The 16,588-nt window shown below is 68.8% G+C and carries 8 protein-coding genes and 2 pseudogenes; 1 reads left to right on the top strand and 9 read right to left on the bottom strand.

Annotation, left to right across the window (positions count from 1 at the left end):
- Positions 1-88 precede the first annotated feature (88 nt).
- Together LXT21_RS15755 and LXT21_RS15750 are read right to left on the bottom strand one after the other, a co-directional pair.
- Positions 89-892 (bottom strand): peptidylprolyl isomerase, encoded by an 804-nt coding sequence (locus LXT21_RS15755; protein WP_254038953.1) that lies wholly within the window; start codon positions 890-892, stop codon positions 89-91.
- 116 nt (positions 893-1,008) lie between these two features.
- Complete coding sequence (locus tag LXT21_RS15750; RefSeq protein ID WP_254038952.1) at positions 1,009-1,758, bottom strand: peptidylprolyl isomerase; 750 nt, start codon at positions 1,756-1,758, stop codon at positions 1,009-1,011.
- A 773-nt stretch (positions 1,759-2,531) separates the two neighbouring features.
- Between LXT21_RS15750 and LXT21_RS15745 the strand changes: the two genes are divergently transcribed.
- Positions 2,532-2,795: an acyl carrier protein gene (locus tag LXT21_RS15745; RefSeq protein WP_254038951.1), complete on the top strand. Its 264-nt coding sequence runs from the start codon at positions 2,532-2,534 to the stop codon at positions 2,793-2,795.
- 4 nt (positions 2,796-2,799) lie between these two features.
- Here the strand turns inward: LXT21_RS15745 and LXT21_RS15740 are convergent, their stop codons facing one another.
- From LXT21_RS15740 to LXT21_RS15710, 7 genes and pseudogenes are all read right to left on the bottom strand, one after another.
- Positions 2,800-5,634 carry a type I polyketide synthase gene (locus LXT21_RS15740; RefSeq protein WP_254038950.1) on the bottom strand — a complete coding sequence of 945 codons (2,835 nt, stop codon included), beginning with the start codon at positions 5,632-5,634 and terminating at the stop codon, positions 2,800-2,802.
- 21 nt (positions 5,635-5,655) lie between these two features.
- Positions 5,656-8,295 (bottom strand): type I polyketide synthase, encoded by a 2,640-nt coding sequence (locus tag LXT21_RS15735; RefSeq protein WP_254039117.1) that lies wholly within the window; start codon positions 8,293-8,295, stop codon positions 5,656-5,658.
- Positions 8,283-8,379 (bottom strand): annotated as a pseudogene (locus LXT21_RS15730). Before LXT21_RS15730 ends, LXT21_RS15735 begins: the two are co-directional and overlap by 13 nt.
- A gap of 234 nt (positions 8,380-8,613) precedes the next feature.
- Positions 8,614-11,019 (bottom strand): annotated as a pseudogene (locus tag LXT21_RS45645) (type I polyketide synthase); the annotation flags it as partial.
- Between the two features lie 144 nt (positions 11,020-11,163).
- Positions 11,164-13,188 (bottom strand): RiPP maturation radical SAM C-methyltransferase, encoded by a 2,025-nt coding sequence (locus LXT21_RS15720; protein ID WP_254038948.1) that lies wholly within the window; start codon positions 13,186-13,188, stop codon positions 11,164-11,166.
- Between the two features lie 20 nt (positions 13,189-13,208).
- Positions 13,209-16,010, bottom strand: coding sequence for an SDR family NAD(P)-dependent oxidoreductase (locus tag LXT21_RS15715; RefSeq protein WP_254038947.1), 2,802 nt, complete (start codon positions 16,008-16,010; stop codon positions 13,209-13,211).
- 95 nt (positions 16,011-16,105) lie between these two features.
- Positions 16,106-16,588: a hypothetical protein gene (locus LXT21_RS15710; RefSeq protein WP_254038946.1), complete on the bottom strand. Its 483-nt coding sequence runs from the start codon at positions 16,586-16,588 to the stop codon at positions 16,106-16,108.

Raw genomic sequence — 16,588 nt, 5'->3', positions numbered from 1 at the left:
CCTCGCCTGCCCGACTCGCACACGCCCATCCCCCCAGGGAGTCCGCCATCCCGGATGAGAGACTTCCTGAAGCCATGCCGCTGACGCCTCATCGCCCACGCCCCGCGTCCCTCGTCCCCCCGCCGCCACTGGAGGGGGCTCCATCCTGGCTGAGCCGCTCCGGGTAGAGCTTCACGGGGATTCGCGCCCGGAGTTCCTCCAGCAACCGTTCCTGCGCCTCGCGGCGAGCCTCTGCCTCCAACTTCCCGCGCGCCTCATCGAAGCTCGGAACCACTTGCTTCACAGGCTCCACCGCCTCCAGGAGATACAAACCGTACGGCGTCGCGAACGGACGGGAGCGCTCCCCCTTGGCGAGCCGCGCAGCCTCCTCGAAGAACACGTCGTCGACCTGTCCCTCCAGCACGGGCCCCAGATCTCCGCCCCGTGCGGCGGTGCTCGGGTCCTCGGAGCTTTCGCGCGCGACCTTCTCGAAAGGCGCTCCTCCCGCGAGTCGAGCGAACAGGCCATTCATCCGAGACTGCGCCTGAGCTCGGGCCTGCTCATCCGCCGACGGTGGAACGCGGATCAGCAGCTGGCGGACATGGACCTCGCGGCGGCCGAGCCGCTCTCGCGTCGCCGCGTAGCGCTCGCGAAGCTTCGACTCCGTGCTCGCCTCCGCCAGACGCTTCTCCAAGAGTGCCTGCGCAAGCAACTCGCGCTCGGACGCGCGCTGCCGCGCTTGGAGGTCCGGATCCTTGTCGAGCCCGGCTCGCCGAGCCTCCTCCGCGAGGAGGCTGCGCCCCACCAGTGCATCGAGTGCCTCCGCAGGCGTCGGACGGTCCCTCGAGCTGCGCGAAGCGATGTAGGCCGTGACATCCGCGTCCAGCACGTCCCTCTTGCCAACCTCGGCCATGACCTTCTCATCACGACAGGCAGCGAGCGTCAGGGCCGCCGCAATCAGCCCTGGAATGAAGCGCGCGAGACCGCCATTCGAATCACAGAAATACACAGACGCTCCCGACCACGCCCTCAGGGCGCCACTGGCATGTCGATGCTCACCGAGCCCGCCTCACGCAGCCGGGCCAGCAATCCTTCCAGAACCTTTCGCTTCCACTGCGGCAGCGCGCGCCCCTCCACCTCCGCCCTCACCTCCTCGAACGCGGGCACCCTCGCCTCCCGGCGCTCCAGCAGTCGCACCACCGAGTACCCCTTCGCCTCCGCCACCACCGCGCTGGTGTCTCCCACCTTCTTCAAGCTGAACGCCGCGCTTTCCAGCTCGCGGTCCGACAGGTCTCCCCGGGCCACCCAGCCCAGCTCCCCGCCCCGTCCATCCCCATCCGCCGCCACCTTCTCCAGCGCCTCACCCGACTTCAGGCGCTGTGCCAGTCGCTCGGCCTTCTGCTTCGCCTGGGCGCGCTGCGTCGCCGTCGCACCGGGCGGCACCACCACCTGCACCCGCGCGAGCCGCAGGCGCTCGGGTTGGGCGAGTTCGTCGCGGTGCTGCTGGTAGTACTCGCGCAGGGCCTGTTCACCCGGCGTGCCCGCGGCTTTCTCCTCGGCCGCGAGCAACTCCTGGATGACCAGGCGCTCCTCCAGGGCCTGCACCTGCTTGTGGATCTCCGGCTTCTGATGGAGGCCGCGGACCCGGGCCTCCTGGGCCAACAGGCGCTTGTCGATCATCGAGCGCACGAACTCGCGCTGCCCGGCGGGGCGCTCGAACTGCTCACGCAAGGGGGAGGGCAGTCGGGCCGACTCCTCGGCCAGTTCCGCCTGCGTCACCACGCCACCATCGAAGCGGCCCACCGCGGGGGAGGCCGATACCAGACCGCCAGTCCCCGCCCCCTGCTCTGCCGCAGGCTTCGTGCACGAACAACAAAGAGCCCATGCGACAAGCGCCGCACCCCTCCACCATCTCGTCATTTCAGGAAAGCTCCCCGTCGACCCATCGCAGTTCGATACCTGACAAATGGACGCGCACCTTGTGACAGGTGCCAGGGTCAATTCAAGGTCGCGCTGGGTTGGTTGCTCACATGATTTGCGCCACAACCAACCCAGTGCATGCCGAATCCATACACGAAGTGAACCCCATGGGAGCGAATCCACCCAGGCAAGAATGAGCGTCCCGGCCGCCGGACTCGGCATCCTGGTTTCGGGACTCGGGAGACCAAGAGCCCCCTGAATCGAGGGCCACAGGGCACCAAGACCTCGTCTTTTATCGTTAGCCACTTCGTCAGCCCCAACCGGGCCATCAGGGGAACACTAGAATGGCCCAACGGAAGGACTCGGCTGCAACTGGCAAGCCACCTGCTAGACGGCCATTAACGGAGAGCATTGGGCCATTTCAGCGAGCCCCAACCCCTCTCAAGACATTCTCTGACAACACCCCACCTGACAGTCGCGTTCAAGCGAGCATGGTGGGGAGAATCAAGAGAGACCATCCGAGGTGGCGATCAAAGAAGCGAAAGCATGGGCATTCCTGAAAACCTTGTTCATCGATAGGATGACCTTCGAGGCCGACCCGTCGGCCCAATCTCCTCATGGGGGTCGACACCGTGAATCAGACTCAGCTTCTCGCCAGTTTGACCCGGTACATCGCCGAAGAGATTCTCGAAGGTGAGGCGGAGGAGCTCCTGCCCTCCACTCCCTTGCTCGAACTCGGCATCCTGAACTCGCTGGAGACAGCGCGGATGATGAGCTTCATCGAGAAGCAATACGGCATCACCATCCCCGCGGACGCGATGCGCGTGGAGAACCTCGCCACGCTGTCCGCAATCACAGCCATGGTCCAAGCCTGCGCGCAGCCCCCCCAGCGGTAGCGGCTCAGCCTCTTTGCTTCTGGCCTTCCAGCAACGCCTGGACCTGCTCGTCCGTGAGCTGTTCGAGCAGGTCGAGCTGTCCCGCCAACGCTTCGAGGTCCCCTCCTGGCACGGCTGAGGGCACATCGGGCGTCGCGGGGCGATCGAACCAGTACCGACTGCGCTGGAAACAGCTCGTCGGGAGCACCACCTTGTCGTGGGCGCTGTCTCGATAGAGCTCCGACCACGCGACTTCAGCCCCCGCGGCCACCAGGCCCGCGAGGCTCTTGAGGAGCGCTGTCCTGTCGTCGTCCGGTGCGCGCAAGCTGGGGAACCAGGATTGCGCTGACGCGGGACGGCTTCGCTGCCCCAGGGCCATCCAGCCCGCGCCGGGGCCCACGTCCAGATATCCGCTCACTCCGTGCCCGCTCAACGCATCCATCGCGCTGAGCCATTGCCCCGGAGCTCCCGAGCGCTCTCGCCAGGCCTCCGCGTTGGGCGACTCCATCACCCTTCCCGTGAGCGCCGAGAGCCAGGGGACCCGAGGTCGATCGTGGATCTTCGAGCGTGCCGCAGCAGCCACGGCATCACGCGCCGCGCTCCAGGTCGTCAGGGTGACTGCATGCGGTGTGTCGCGCGGGTCGGCACGAATCCCTTGCTGAAGCAGCTCCGCCCGCACCGCTTCGATGGTCGCGTTCGTGCCGGAGAGAATGCCGCGCCCCTCTCCATCGAGCCCCAACAGGCATACGTCCGGGAACCTCGGGAGGACATCCGCGAGACGCTCGGGTCGCTCGACCGTCAGCTCAGCACCGGGAGCCGCGCGCTCGAGTTGCTCGCCCAACGTCGCCACGAGCGACATGCCGTCCGCCCAGGTGAGCACACCCGCGGCACAGGCCGCCGCGTACTCCCCCACGCCGACACCCAACACCGCCGTGGGCGCGATGCCCCACGCCCTCCACAGCTGCACCAGTCCACACTGCACCGCGAACATCCCCGGAAGCGCGAGCCCTGGTCCCAGCGGCCGTGGAGCCGCCCCTCGCTCGGGGAAGAGTCCTGCGACGAGAGGACGGCCCAGCGCGCCCTCACAGTGGAGGACTGCCTCCCGGAAGACAGGCTCGGACTCGACGAGTCGCCGTCCCCACCCCTGCCATTCCCGATCCCACCCCGCGAACAGGAACGCCAGTCGGGGCCGCTGCCGTCCGGAACCGGTCCACACGCCCGGCAGCTGTTCCCCCTGCACGAAGCTCGTGAGCCGCTGGCGGGCCTCGCTGGCACTCGACGCCACGACGGCGACCCGATGTGCGAACGCAACCCGGCCCGTGTTGGCCGTGAAGCAGACATCACCAAAAGCATGCCGATGTTCCGTCGCGAAGTGCTCCACATAGCGCCGCGCCAAGGCCTGGAGCGCGGGCGCGGAGCGGGCCGACAGCAGCAGGAGCTGAGGGGACGTTGCGACCTCCACCGGTGCGGCCTCGACGAGAGGTGCTTCTTCGATGAGCACGTGCGCGTTCGTTCCGTTGAAGCCGAACGCCGTCACTCCGGCGATTCGCCGCTTCGGCCCTCGCGCCCAGCTCATTCGCTTCCGCGGCACGACGACGGGCAGCGCATCCCAGCGGATGTTGGGATTCGGCGTCTCCAGGTTCAGGTGCGCGGGGATCTCCTCGTGTTGCAGCGCGAGCACGACCTTGATGATTCCCGCCACACCCGCCGCGCCTTCGGTATGGCCGATGTTCGTCTTCACGGAGCCGACGACCATCGGATGCTCACGTGAATGCGCGGGCCCGAAGACGCGGCCCAGCGCCTCCATCTCGATAGGGTCCCCAATGGCCGTTCCCGTGCCATGGGCCTCCAGGTAGCCCACCTGCTCGGGCTCTACCCCTCCGGACTTCAGGGCCGCTCGCATCACCTTCGCCAGCGCGTTGCCATTGGGCACTGTCAGGCCGCTCGACTGGCCGCTGTGATTCGTCGCGGAGCCTCGCAACAACGCAAGGATGGGGTCCCTGTCCGCGACCGCGTCCGACAGTCGCTTGAGCACGAGCATCCCACAGCCCTCACCTCGCACGAAGCCATCCGCCGAGGCGTCGAACGTGCTGCACCGCCCCTTCGCGGAGAGCATGCGCATCGCGCAGTTCACGACGGACGTGAGCGGAGACAGGATGAGGCTGATGCCGCCGGCCAGGGCCAAATCGCACTCGCGGGTCCGCAGGCTCTGACACGCGAGGTGCACGGTGACCAGTGACGACGAGCACGCCGCGTCGACGGCCATCGTCGGCCCCTGCAGCCCCAGGCTGTAGGCCAGCCTCCCCGCGGCGACGCTCAACCCCGAACCCGAAGCGGTGTGCAGGTCGATCTGCGTCGCATCCGTCATCAGGTGCGAGAAGTCCTCGTTCATCATCCCGACGAACACCCCCGTCGAGCTGCCCTTGAGGTCCGCCGCCGACAGGCCCGCGCGCTCCAATGCCTCCCAGGTCACTTCCAGGAGCAGGCGCTGGTGAGGGTCCATCCGCGACGCTTCTCGGGGAGAGATGCCAAAGAACTGGGGGTCGAAGTCCTCCACCCCTCGGATGAAGGCCCCGTGACGCGTGTACATCTTCCCCGGCGTCCCCGGTGTCGGGTCGTAGTACGCGTCGACATCCCAGCGCGATGAAGGAATCGGGGCGATGGCCTCCCTCCCTTCCTTCAACAACTCCCAGAAGGACTCCGGCGTGTCCGCGCCCCCTGGGAACCGCAGGCCCATTCCAATGATGGCGATGGGCTCGCTCAACGCCATCGCCAGCTTCGACTCGACCTTGCGCGCCAGCAACGCCAGCTTCAGCGGCGGCAGGTCACTGAGGCGGGGGGTGGTGGAATCCGTCGTCATGATGTCCTCACGGAGCTCGACTCAGCGGCGGCGGCGCAGCAGGTCCTGGACGTCCCCATCGGCCAGGTCATCCACGTCGGACAAGAGCGCCTCCAGGTCCGCGTCCTCGACGAGCTGCCTCGTGGGCGCCACCTGCTCCTGCAGCCCCAGCACCTCTCTCGCGAGATGGTCCACGAGCGCGTTCACCGTGGGATTGTCGAAGGCGACCGTCGCGGGCAACGAGACACCCAGGCTTCGCTGGAGGACGTTGCGCAGCTCCACGGACATCAGCGAGTCCATGCCCAAGTCGAAGAAGCCCTGACCCGGGTCCAACGACTCCGTCAGCGGCCGCCCCAACACACCGTTCACCAGGCCCCCCACGTGCGCGCGCAGCTCGCCGCGGCGCTCGGTGGGCGGCAGGCGCTCCAGCTTCGCTCGCAGGTCTTCGCCTGCAGCCGCGCTCGGCTGCGCGACGAAGTCCTCGTACAACACGGAACGGCCCCGCCTTCCGAGCACGGCCCAGTCCACTGGCAGGATGCCGAGCTGGCCTCCCAGGCCCAGCGCCTGCTCGAAGATGCGCAGCCCATCCGCTGGAGGAATCACGCCGAAGCCCTGCTGCTCCATGCGCCGCTGGAGTGACTGCTCCGCGGCGGCGCCCACCTCGGACCAGGCACCCCAGTCGAGGCTCAGGCCGGGCAGCCCCTCGGCCCGACGCAGGTGCGCCAGCGCGTCCAGGAACGCATTGGCGGCCACGTAACTCGACTGACCGGCGGAGCCAATCATCGAGGCCGCCGAGGAGAAGAGGACGAAGAAGTCGATCGACGCCCCTTGGAACACACGGTGCAGATTCCATCCGCCAGAGACCTTGGCGGCGAACACACTCGCGAACCGCGCGGGCGTCATCTGCATCAACAGCCCGTCGTCGATGACACCCGCGGCATGCACCACGCCTCGGATGGGCGGCTGAATTCCCTCGATGGCTCGCTCGAGGTCAGAAGCCACGGACACGTCACAGGCGAGCGTCCGGACCTCCACGCCCTGCTCCGTCAGCACCGCCAGTCGCGCGCGTGCTTCCACGTCCGGAGCCCTGCGCCCCATCAAGACGAGATGTCGCGCCCCACGCTCCACCAGTCGCTCCGCCACGGCGAGCCCCAGTCCACCGAGCCCACCTGTGACGAGGTAACTCGCATCTGGACGCAGCGTGACTGCGGGCTCCCCGCTCGACAACTTCAGTCGACGGCTGCGCACCAGTCGCGGAACGCGGCGACTTCGACCTCGAAGGGCCACCTCCTCATCGCCCCCTCCGAGCAGTTCGTCTCGCAATTGCTCCACTTCGTGCTCAGGAGCACTCGTGTCCAGGTCCACTCGACGGCACTGGAGCTCCGGATGCTCGCGGACAATCGCCTTGCCGAGCCCCCACAGGACCGAGCCCGTCGGGCCCGAGAGTGGCTCTCCTTCGACAGCGGCCTGTGCACCGCGCGTCACCAGCCACAGCGACGTCGCCCCCTTTGGGGAACGCACGAGGGCCTGTGCCAGCTCCAACGCTCGCGCGCCATGCGCCAGGGCCGCCCCGGGAACATCGGGCTCCGCGACATCCAGACTCCAGAGGTCGACGATGTGCACCGGCGCCGTGCCTTCACGCATCGCGAGGAGCGCCTCGGCGCGCTCGCGGTCGAAGGCCCGCTCTCTCGTAACGGTCTCCACACGCCAGCCACGTCCCTGGAGACACTCCGCGAGGCGGCGCCCTACCCCCGCCCCATCCTCGAGGATGAGGCCGAAGGGCACGACCTCCTGCGCTGCCGATGGGGTCGACTCCACCAACGGAGCGTCTCGCCACTCCAGCTCATAGAGCCAGCTCTGCAAGCGTTTGCTCCTCACCCCCAGGAATCCGTCGCGACCGACGCGCTGTAGACGCAGTCGCTCCACCACGGCCACGGGCTCGCCGTCCGCGGTGAACAGCTCCAGGTCACACGTGTAGCCAGGCGCCTTCGAGTCCTCGTCGCGCGACATCCGCGCGTGCGCCCAGACCTCACGGACTCCCGCCATCCGCACCTGGACGCTTCCGACTTCGACAGGCAGATAGGCGGCATCCCCCTCTTCCTCCAGGACGGCCCCCACCATCTGGAAGCAGGCATCCAGGAGCGCGGGCGCGAGGACGTAGCGCTCCACATCCACCACGGCCGCGCCAGACAGAGCGAGCTGCCCCAGCACCTCGCTCCCACCGCGCCACAGCCCTCGAATCGCGCGGAAGCTGGGGCCATAGGCGAGGCCCGCCTTGCCCAGCTTCTCGTAGTAGCCACCCACGGCCACTTCGGTGTCGAGCGCCGCCCGCAACGCCTGGAGGTCGACACGTCCTCCCGACTCTCGCGTCGCCGCGCGGAGCTTGCCGTGGGCATGAAGCGTCCATGACGGCTCGGCGTCACCGCCTGTCGATTCCTGGCTGAAGATCTCGAACCTCCCCGCGCGGTCTCCCTCCGGCGTGTAGAGCAACTGCACGCGGCGCTCCCCTTCGTCGGGGAGGAAGAGGGCCTGGGAGAACCCGAGCTCGTCGACGACGCCTCCCGTCGCACCGAACAGCGACAGGCCAGCGGCGAGCCCCATCTCCACGTACGCCGCTCCTGGCACGACGAGCTGCCCGTACACGGCGTGGTCTCGGAGGAACGCGGGCGTGGACGACCCCAGCGACGATTCGAACTGTCGCGTCCTCGCCGGCGAGTCCTGTCTGCTCCCCAGCAGCGGGTGCACGCCCGCGGTGCTTCGGGCTCGCACGCCCTGACGATCCCACCCCGTTCCGGCCAGCTCCATCCAGTGCCTCTTGCGTTGAAAGGGGTATCCCGGCAGCGAGACCTTGCGTCGCTCCCGGCCTGCATCCAGTCCGTGCCAGTCCACCGTCGCGCCCGCCGCGTAGAGCGAAGCGAGCCCCTCCAGCATCTGCCGCCAGTCCGAGCGCTCCGGACGGAGGCTCGACAACCAGAGCGTCCCCTCTCCGGAGACACATGCCTGCCCCATCGCCGTGAGCGTCGGCTTGGGGCCTACTTCCACGAAGGCCTGAACACCTGCCCGGCTCAGCGTCTCCACGCTCCTCGCGAACCGCACGGGCCCACGGAGTTGCTCCACCCAGTACCGGGGCTCCAGCAGCTCGCCACTGGCCTCCTCACCGCTCACGTTGGAGATGAGCGGGATACCCGGTGGCTGGAGGTGGACCTTGGCCACCTCGCGCGCGAACGCATCGAGGATGGGGTCCATCAGCGCCGAATGGAAGGCGTGGGACACGCGCAAGAGCGAGCCACGCTTGCCGTGCTTGTCCAACTCGCCGAGGCAGTCTCGCACCGCGCCCTCGCGGCCCGAGATGACGACGCTGCGCGGTCCGTTGAGCGCCGCGATGGAGACCTGTCCCGCATACCGGGGCAGCAGCGCCTCCACCATCAATGGGTCCGCGGACACGGTGGCCATCGCGCCCCCTGAAGGCAGCGACTGCATCAGCCGGGCGCGCGCGGCGATGAGCTGGAGCCCTTCATCCAACGTGAAGACGCCGGCCACGCACGCGGCCACCAGCTCGCCCACCGAGTGTCCCATCACGAAGTCCGGGACGATGCCCCACGCCATCCACACCCGCGCCAGCGCGTACTCCAGCGCGAACAACGCCGGCTGCGTGAAGCCCGTCGCGTCCAGTCGCGCGCGGGCGGACTCGTCTCGCTCGGACGGGTACAGCAGCCCGAGGAGTGACTGACCCAACAACGGTGCCAGCACCTCGTCGCAGCGCTGCAGCGTCTGACGGAAGAGCGGCTCGGTCCGGAAGAACTCCTCGCCCATCCCGAGCCACTGCGAGCCCTGGCCCGTGAACAGGAACGCGATGCGCGGCGCGCCTTGGACGCGCTGCACGTCACGTCGCTCGCCGAACGTCCGGAGCTGCTCGCGCAGGCCCTCATGCGAGTCCCCGAGGACGGCGAGGCGGTGCTGGAAATGCGTGCGCCCCGTGTTCGCCGTGAAGCAGACGTCCTCCACGGGCTGGGCCGCCAGCTCGGCGCCACCCAGTGCTTCCTCGTAACGCTGCGCGAGCGCCGCCAGCGCGTCCGGACTCCGGGCAGACAGCGCCAGGAGGTGGACGGGCCTCGGGAACTCCTCCGGGGCCCTGGGAGGCTCGGGCGGTGCCTCTCCAACGAGGACATGCGCGTTGACCCCACTGAGCCCGAACCCGCTGATACCCGCGACCCGAGGCCCCGCGGGCCACGGCGTCATCCGCGTGGGCACACGAATCCGCAGTTGCTCCCAGTCGATGGCCGGGTTGGGGTTGCGCAGGTGCAGGTGAGGAGGAATCTCGCCATGGCGCAGCGACAGCGCGACCTTGATGAGGCCCGCGGCACCTGCAGCCGACTCCAGGTGGCCCAGGTTCGTCTTCACCGAGCCGACCAGGAGCGGCGCCTCGGCGCCTCGCCCCTCGCCGAGCACCGCGTCCAGGGCCCGCAACTCGATGGGGTCTCCCAGCGGCGTCCCCGTCCCATGCGCCTCCACGTAGCGCACGTCGGAGGGAGCGAGGCTCGCGGACCTCAGCGCCCTGCGCAGCAGCTTCTCCTGCGCGGGTCCGTGGGGCACCGTCAGTCCACCACTGGGCCCGTCATGATTCACCGCCGAGCCCCGCACGACGGCGTGGATGCGGTCCTTGTCCCGCAGCGCATCCGAGAGCCGCTTGAGCACCAGGACGCCGCACCCCTCGCCTCGCCCGTACCCGTTGGCGGACGCATCGAAGGTCTTCGAGCGACCATCCGGCGCCAGCGCTCGCATCTTCGACAGGACGATGTTGTTGTCCGGATGGAGGATGAGATTCACGCCGCCCGCGAGCGCCAGCGAGCACTCCGCCTGACGCAAGGCCTGGCACGCGAGGTGGACCGACACGAGCGCCGAGGAGCACGCCGTCGCGACAACCATGGACGGGCCCTGCAGTCCCAACACATACGAGACGCGTCCCGCCGAGAAGCTCAGCTCGTTCCCCGTCCCCATGTAGGGGAGGTCCCGCGTCGGCAGCGCGTTGAACGGAACGCGCCCGTAGTCGCTGCTGAGGAAGCCGACGTATACACCCGTGTCGCTCCCGGCCAACGAGCCCGGGACAATCCCCGCGTCCTCCAGCGACTCCCACGCGACCTCCAACATCAAGCGCTGCTGGGGGTCGACGTAGCTCGCCTCACGGGGCGACAGCCCGAAGAACTCGCAGTCGAACGCGGCGATGGGCTGCGAGAGGAAGCCTCCCTCGCGCACGACCATCTTCCACGCGGCGTCGGGGTCCTCGGCGTAGTAGGCCCCCGCGTCCCAGCGGTCCGCGGGCACCGGCCCCACCGCGTCGACGCCCGCGCGCAGCAGCTCCCAATACCGCTCCGGAGTGTCCGCGCCTCCAGGGAAACGGCACCCCATTCCGATGATGGCGATGGGCTCCGAGCGCGCATGCTCCAGTCCCTCCACCTTCGCCCGGAGGGTCTTGATGGCCAGGGCCGCCCGCTGCAGGGGCGTCAGCTCCTCCGTGGCGGAGGACGTCGAGTCGTCGGGCATCGCGTGGGCCTAGGTCGAAGAGGCGACGAGCTGCGCGGGGCCAGGGCTCACGGCGGGCCTGGCCCCCAGACGGGCCCAGTCGATGGTGCCCAGCTGCGCGGCCATCTTCAGGTCGATGATGCGCTGGCGCTCCGTGCGGTCGAGCACGAGGCTCAGGTGCTTCGCGCCCTCGCGGATGACCCAACCCCACTCCAGGAACCGCGCGAGCATCGCGTCGAAGTCCGCCGCGGACATCGGGCCTCCCTCTCGCGACTCGTTCACCTTCTCGAGCCCGACGCGAGCACTCTGGATGGAGTCCATCGCCTTCAACAGCCGGACACCGTCCACCGTCACCGCCGTCTCCAGTGATGTCCCGCCCCGCGTGTCCAGCACATGGGACACGCCATCGCGCGTCTTCAGCTCGAGCGTCACACCGCGGCTGTACCCGTCGCGCCACTCCTCGGTCCGCTTCAGCGTGTCCTGGAGATAGACCGTCGGGTCGATGTCGCCCTCGAGGTCGTAGTCGAAGTAGTAGGCGATGCGCCGGCGCTCCTCAGCGGGCAGCGCGGCGTAGACATAGTCATACGCCCACTTCTGGCGGACGTTCTTGAGGTTGTACTTCTCCGGCGTCTTCCAATACGGCGCGAACCGGTCCATGCGGATGCGCCCGCATCCCCCAGGCGGCGGCAGATGGACCAGCGAGGGCATCAGCCGGGCCATCTCCGCGTACTCCTCGGGTGCCTCGCCCGGGAAGCCGAAGAGGATGTTCCAGTTCACGTTGATGTCGAACTCCTCGCACCACTTGATGAGCTGGATGTTCTGCAGGCGCGTGGTGCCCTTGTCCATCAGCTCGAGGATGGGCGTGCTGAGGCTCTCGATGCCCGGCTGCAACTCGGTGACACCACCGGCGACCATGAGCTCGAGCTGATCCTTCCGGAGGTTGCTCTTCGTCTCATAGAACATGGTGATTTCATCCCCCTGCTCGATGAGCGCGGGGAACACCGACTTGATGTATTTCAGGTCCAGGATGTTGTCGGCCATCATGAAGAAGTTGAAGCCGTAGCGCCCCGCCAGCGTGCGCAGCTCCTGGACGAAGCGCCCCGGGTCCTTGCTCCGGTACGCCATGCCGGAGCCGTTGAGGCCGCAGAAGGTGCAGTGCGACTTGGCTCCCCACCAGCAGCCCCGCGACGACTCCGCCGTCAGGTTGGCGCGCTTGGCCATCGGCATGTCCTTGATGGCGTCGAAGTAGTGGTCGAAGTCCGGCATCGGCAGCGTGTCCATGGCTTCGAATGGCGGCGCGGCCACGTAGCGAGGCTGCGGGCGTCCGCTCCGACGATCCAGCACGCCCTTGACCAGGTCGACGATGACGCCCTCGCCCTCCCCCGAGACCACGTGGTCCATGAAGGGGAAGTTGTCCGAGAGCGCCTTGCCCATGTCGGCCTCGCAGTTGGCGCCCCCCATGATGAGCGTCAGCTCCTCGCGCGGGAGCAGCCGGCGCAGCTCCTTCGCCAACGCGAGCGAGGCGACGCTCTGCTGGAACGTCGAGGTGAAGCCGATGACACGCGGCTTGTCCGCGAGGATGTCCTGCGCCCACTGCCTGACGATACGAGGGCTGTCCTCACGCAGGGCGCGAATGAGCTCGCGGGCGCGTCCCCAATGCAACGCCTGCTCACGCCGCGCGCCTCCCGAGGTGGCGCCCTCCGTGTGCTGCTTCACCTCCAGCAGCGGGGTCAGGCGGTCCGCGTACTCCTCCCAGTTCGAGGCCGCGTCTCCCCACAGCGCCGGAGCGAAGACCATCTCCCCCAACAACAAGTCCGGCGAGGCCGGGAGGAAGGCCATCTCCCCCGCGAGGATCTCCGGGGGCGTGGCGTAGGAGAGGTAGTAGTAGAGCTCCCACCCAATCTGTCGCATGAACTGGACGTTGAGGTAGCGGACATCCGCCTGGATGCCGCTCCTCCCGAGCACCCCTATCAGCGTGCTCACGCCCAGCGCGGGCTGGTGTTCGGGGAGGAAGGGAGCGACGACGAAGCGGACCTGAACGGAATCACCAGACACGTTCCACTCCTTTGCGAATCTCAACGCAGGGCTTCGTAGAGAGAACCCGACAGCTCGCCGATGCTCTTGCCCCCCAACAACTCCTGGAGGGGGAACTCCACCTGCAGCTCCGCGTGCAGCAGCTTCTTGAGCTCCACGCCCATCAGGGAGTCGAGCCCGAGCTCGTGCAGGGACTGCTCGGGCTCCGGGAGCTGGGTGGCGCCCAGCTCCAACACCTTCGCCACGCGCGCGCGGAACCACTCGAGCACCGCGCTCCGCCCGTCCTCCGCGGAACCCTGGCGCACGCGACGCAGCAGCTCGCGCCTCAGCTCTGCGCCCGCGTGGCCCGCGCCCGCCTCCCCGCCGAAGTCCGCGAACAACGGCGGAGGGCCGTCACCGGGAAGGCCGCCGAGGAAGGTGGGCCAATGGATGGGCATCACCCCGACCACCGCCGGCATCGGGCCGAACACCTGCTCCAGGATGGCGAACGCCTGCTGCGTCGGCACCAGGCCCACGCCTCGCTTGCGCATGCGCGCGTCCAGCGCCGCCTGCGTCTCGTCACCAGGCTGCGTCCAGGCGCCCCAGCTCGAGCTCTGCCCGGGCAGTCCCTGGGAGCGGCGGTACTCGGCGAGCCCGTCCAGGAAGGCCGTCGCCGCCAGGTGGTTGCCCTGCCCCGAGGCGCCCATCAACGACGTGGAGGAGGACAGCGAGAAGAAGAAATCCAACGGTGTGCCCGCGAGCCACCGGTGCAGATTCCAGGCGCCGGAGACCTTCGCCGCGAACACCCGGCCCAGGCGCTCGCGCGTCTGGTGCACGAGGATGCCGTCGTCCACCTCCGTCGCCGCGTGGATGATGCCCCGCAGCGGCGGCATCCGCTTCGAGATGCCCGCCATCACGAAGTCGAGGTCCGAGTCCACCGACACACCCGCGAGCGAGATGATGGCCGCGCCCCGGGCGCGCATCTCCTTCACCTCCTCGGCGGACACGTCACTGGCCCGCTTGCGCCCCAGGAGCACCAGGTTGCGTGCGCCCCGCTCCACCATCCACCGCGCCACCTGGAGGCCCAGTCCGCCCAGCCCTCCTGTCACCAGGTAGGTGGCGTCCGCCTTGAACTGGAGGCGTCCCGCGCCTTCCCAGTCCCACTGCCGATGCCGGGACAACCGCAGCACGTGACGACGTCCCTCGCGCAACAGGACCTGGTCCTCTTCGTCGCGAGAGCGCAGCTCCGTCCACAGCGCCTGCGCACCGTCCTCGAGGTCGCGCTGAGGATCCAGGTCCACCCGGCGGCAGTCGAGCTCCGGGTGCTCATAGGCGATGGCCTTCCCCAGTCCCCAGAGCGGAGCCCCCAACAGGCCCGGGAGCCCCCCCGTGTCATCGGCGCGCTGAGCGCCCCGCGTGGCCATCCAGAGTGAAGGCGAGGCCGGATGGCTCGCGCCCGCCGTGAGCAGGGCCTGGGCGAGATACAGCAGGCCACCGCACGCATCGAGCGTCTCGTCCTGGAGCTGGGCGACCGACAGGCCCTCCGGCTCAGGCACATCGAGGCTCCATAGATAGACGACGTGGGAAGGCACGAGCTCCGCGGCGGACAGCGACTCCATCAACCGGAGGAACGACTCCGGGTTCCGCGTGGGCACCTCGTAACCGCCGTCCTCACGCTGTCGGAACACCTCGCCCCGGTGGACGAAGGTGCAGCGTCCTCCCGCCTCGCCCACGCGCCGCGAGAGCGCCTCGCCCAGCCCGCCCTTGTCGGCGAAGACCAGACAGTGCCCGGGCGACGAGGTGGACTCATGCACACGCGAAGGACTCGCGACGGGCCGCCACCTGGGCGCATACAGCCACGCGTGCGGAAGCTCGGCGTACGGAGTCGCCTGCGTCAGTCGCTCGCGGTTCAGCGCCTCCAGTTGTCGAGGCTCCAGCCCACCGCGCTTCTCGGCGGTCAGCAGCAGATAGGCCGCCGCGCCTCCGCGGAGCAGCCCCCCCATCACCTCGTACGCCCGCGCCACCTGCGCACGCGCGTCCTCGCCCCCCCAGCCGAGCTGCGACAGGCGCGCGTCCATCGCGGGCTCGTGGAGGAAGTTCCCCATCTCGCGGGCCGCGTCCACGCAGTCCACGACGAGGAAGCCATTCGTCGTGAGCCAGGTCCCCAGCTCCTCGATGAGCGGCAGCGACAGTCGCTCGACGTGCGGCGGTGCGAGCCCCGACTTCAGGAACACGTCCCCGAGGACCAGTCGCCCACCCTCCCGGACCTTCTTTCCCAAGGCGGTGAAGAGAGCGCCCCGCTCCTCCGGAGGGCCGAGGGCCTCCAGTCCGAAGGCGACATCGAAGCCCGCCTCCAGGGCATCGGAGTCCAGCCCACCCGTCATGACCTGGAGACGGTCCTCCAGCGCATGGGTGCGCACGCGCTCGCGGGCCGCCTCCACGTCCCGGGGTGAGGACGCATGGCCGATGATTCGGAACGTCCCAGGCCTTCGGGCCAGCGACACCCACTCGCGGCCGTCACCGCCCCCGAAGCCGAGGACTCGCTCACACGCGGTGAGGTCCACCGCCCTGAACAGCGCCCCGCGCAGCTCGCGGTGCGCGTCCTCCAGGAGCCGGGCCTGCTCATCCGTCCGCGGCCCCCGCGCCGCGAGCACCCAGGAGAACGACGCGGCGACCTCCGGGAACGGCGCCAACGTCGCGAAGTCCTCCGTCCCCTCCTGGAGCAACACGTCCAGGCCAGGACGAGGACCCGACACACGAGGTGCCGGAGTCCTCTTCAGCGCCAGCTCCAGCAACGCCCTGCGCTCGGGCGAAAGCGCGGCGAGTCGCTCCGCGAGGATACGTCCCTGTCCCTCTTGTCCCATGAGACCGCCTCCTCGACGACACCTCGCACGCGGTGGGTCCGTGCCCACCGACGTGACGAGGAAGACCGTGGATGCACGACGCGGACGACCTGGACTCAGGTGAGCGTGATCTTCTCCGGACCCGTGGCGCCGGGGCGGCTGCCCGGCTCACCTTCCGTGCTCCTGGGGCTCTCCACCGCGCCATGCGTGGGCTGGACCGGAGGACACGCGGCGCCCGGCGCGTGGGGATGGACGACCTTCTCCCCACGGAGCTTCGCGCTGGCCTCCTCCATCATCTGCTTGATGGTCATCATGCGCGGGCTGAGCGGCGGCTCCGTGCACGAAGCACCTGTCCCGGCGGCGCCCGGCCGGTACTCGCCCCGGATGGCCGAGTCGATGTGCTCCAGCTCGTGGATCTGCGCCTGGAGCAGATGCGAGACAGCCTGCAGCACGTCCTTCTTCGCGCGGAAGAGCTGCTGGATGAAGCCCTTCCCTCCTGGAATCACGGCGTCGACGACCTCCGCGACCCGGGCCCCTTCCTCGGGCTGCGTCTCCAACCGGAAGAAGTCCTTCGGCAAACGCCTCTTCTGCCAGACCAT

The sequence above is a fragment of the Myxococcus guangdongensis genome (assembly GCF_024198255.1).
GTDB lineage: Bacteria > Myxococcota > Myxococcia > Myxococcales > Myxococcaceae > Myxococcus > Myxococcus guangdongensis.
Note: the sequence above shows the minus strand (reverse complement) of the source record. Positions and strands in the feature narration are given on the sequence as shown.

What these genes read in the sequence shown, in the direction of transcription:
- LXT21_RS15755 (WP_254038953.1), bottom strand. Translation starts at nt 892, where the DNA reads ATGGCCGAGGTTGGCAAGAGGGACGTGCTGGACGCGGATGTCACGGCC.
- LXT21_RS15740 (WP_254038950.1), bottom strand. Translation starts at nt 5,634, where the DNA reads ATGACGACGGATTCCACCACCCCCCGCCTCAGTGACCTGCCGCCGCTG.
- LXT21_RS15715 (WP_254038947.1), bottom strand. Translation starts at nt 16,010, where the DNA reads ATGGGACAAGAGGGACAGGGACGTATCCTCGCGGAGCGACTCGCCGCG.
- LXT21_RS15710 (WP_254038946.1), bottom strand. Translation starts at nt 16,588, where the DNA reads ATGGTCTGGCAGAAGAGGCGTTTGCCGAAGGACTTCTTCCGGTTGGAG.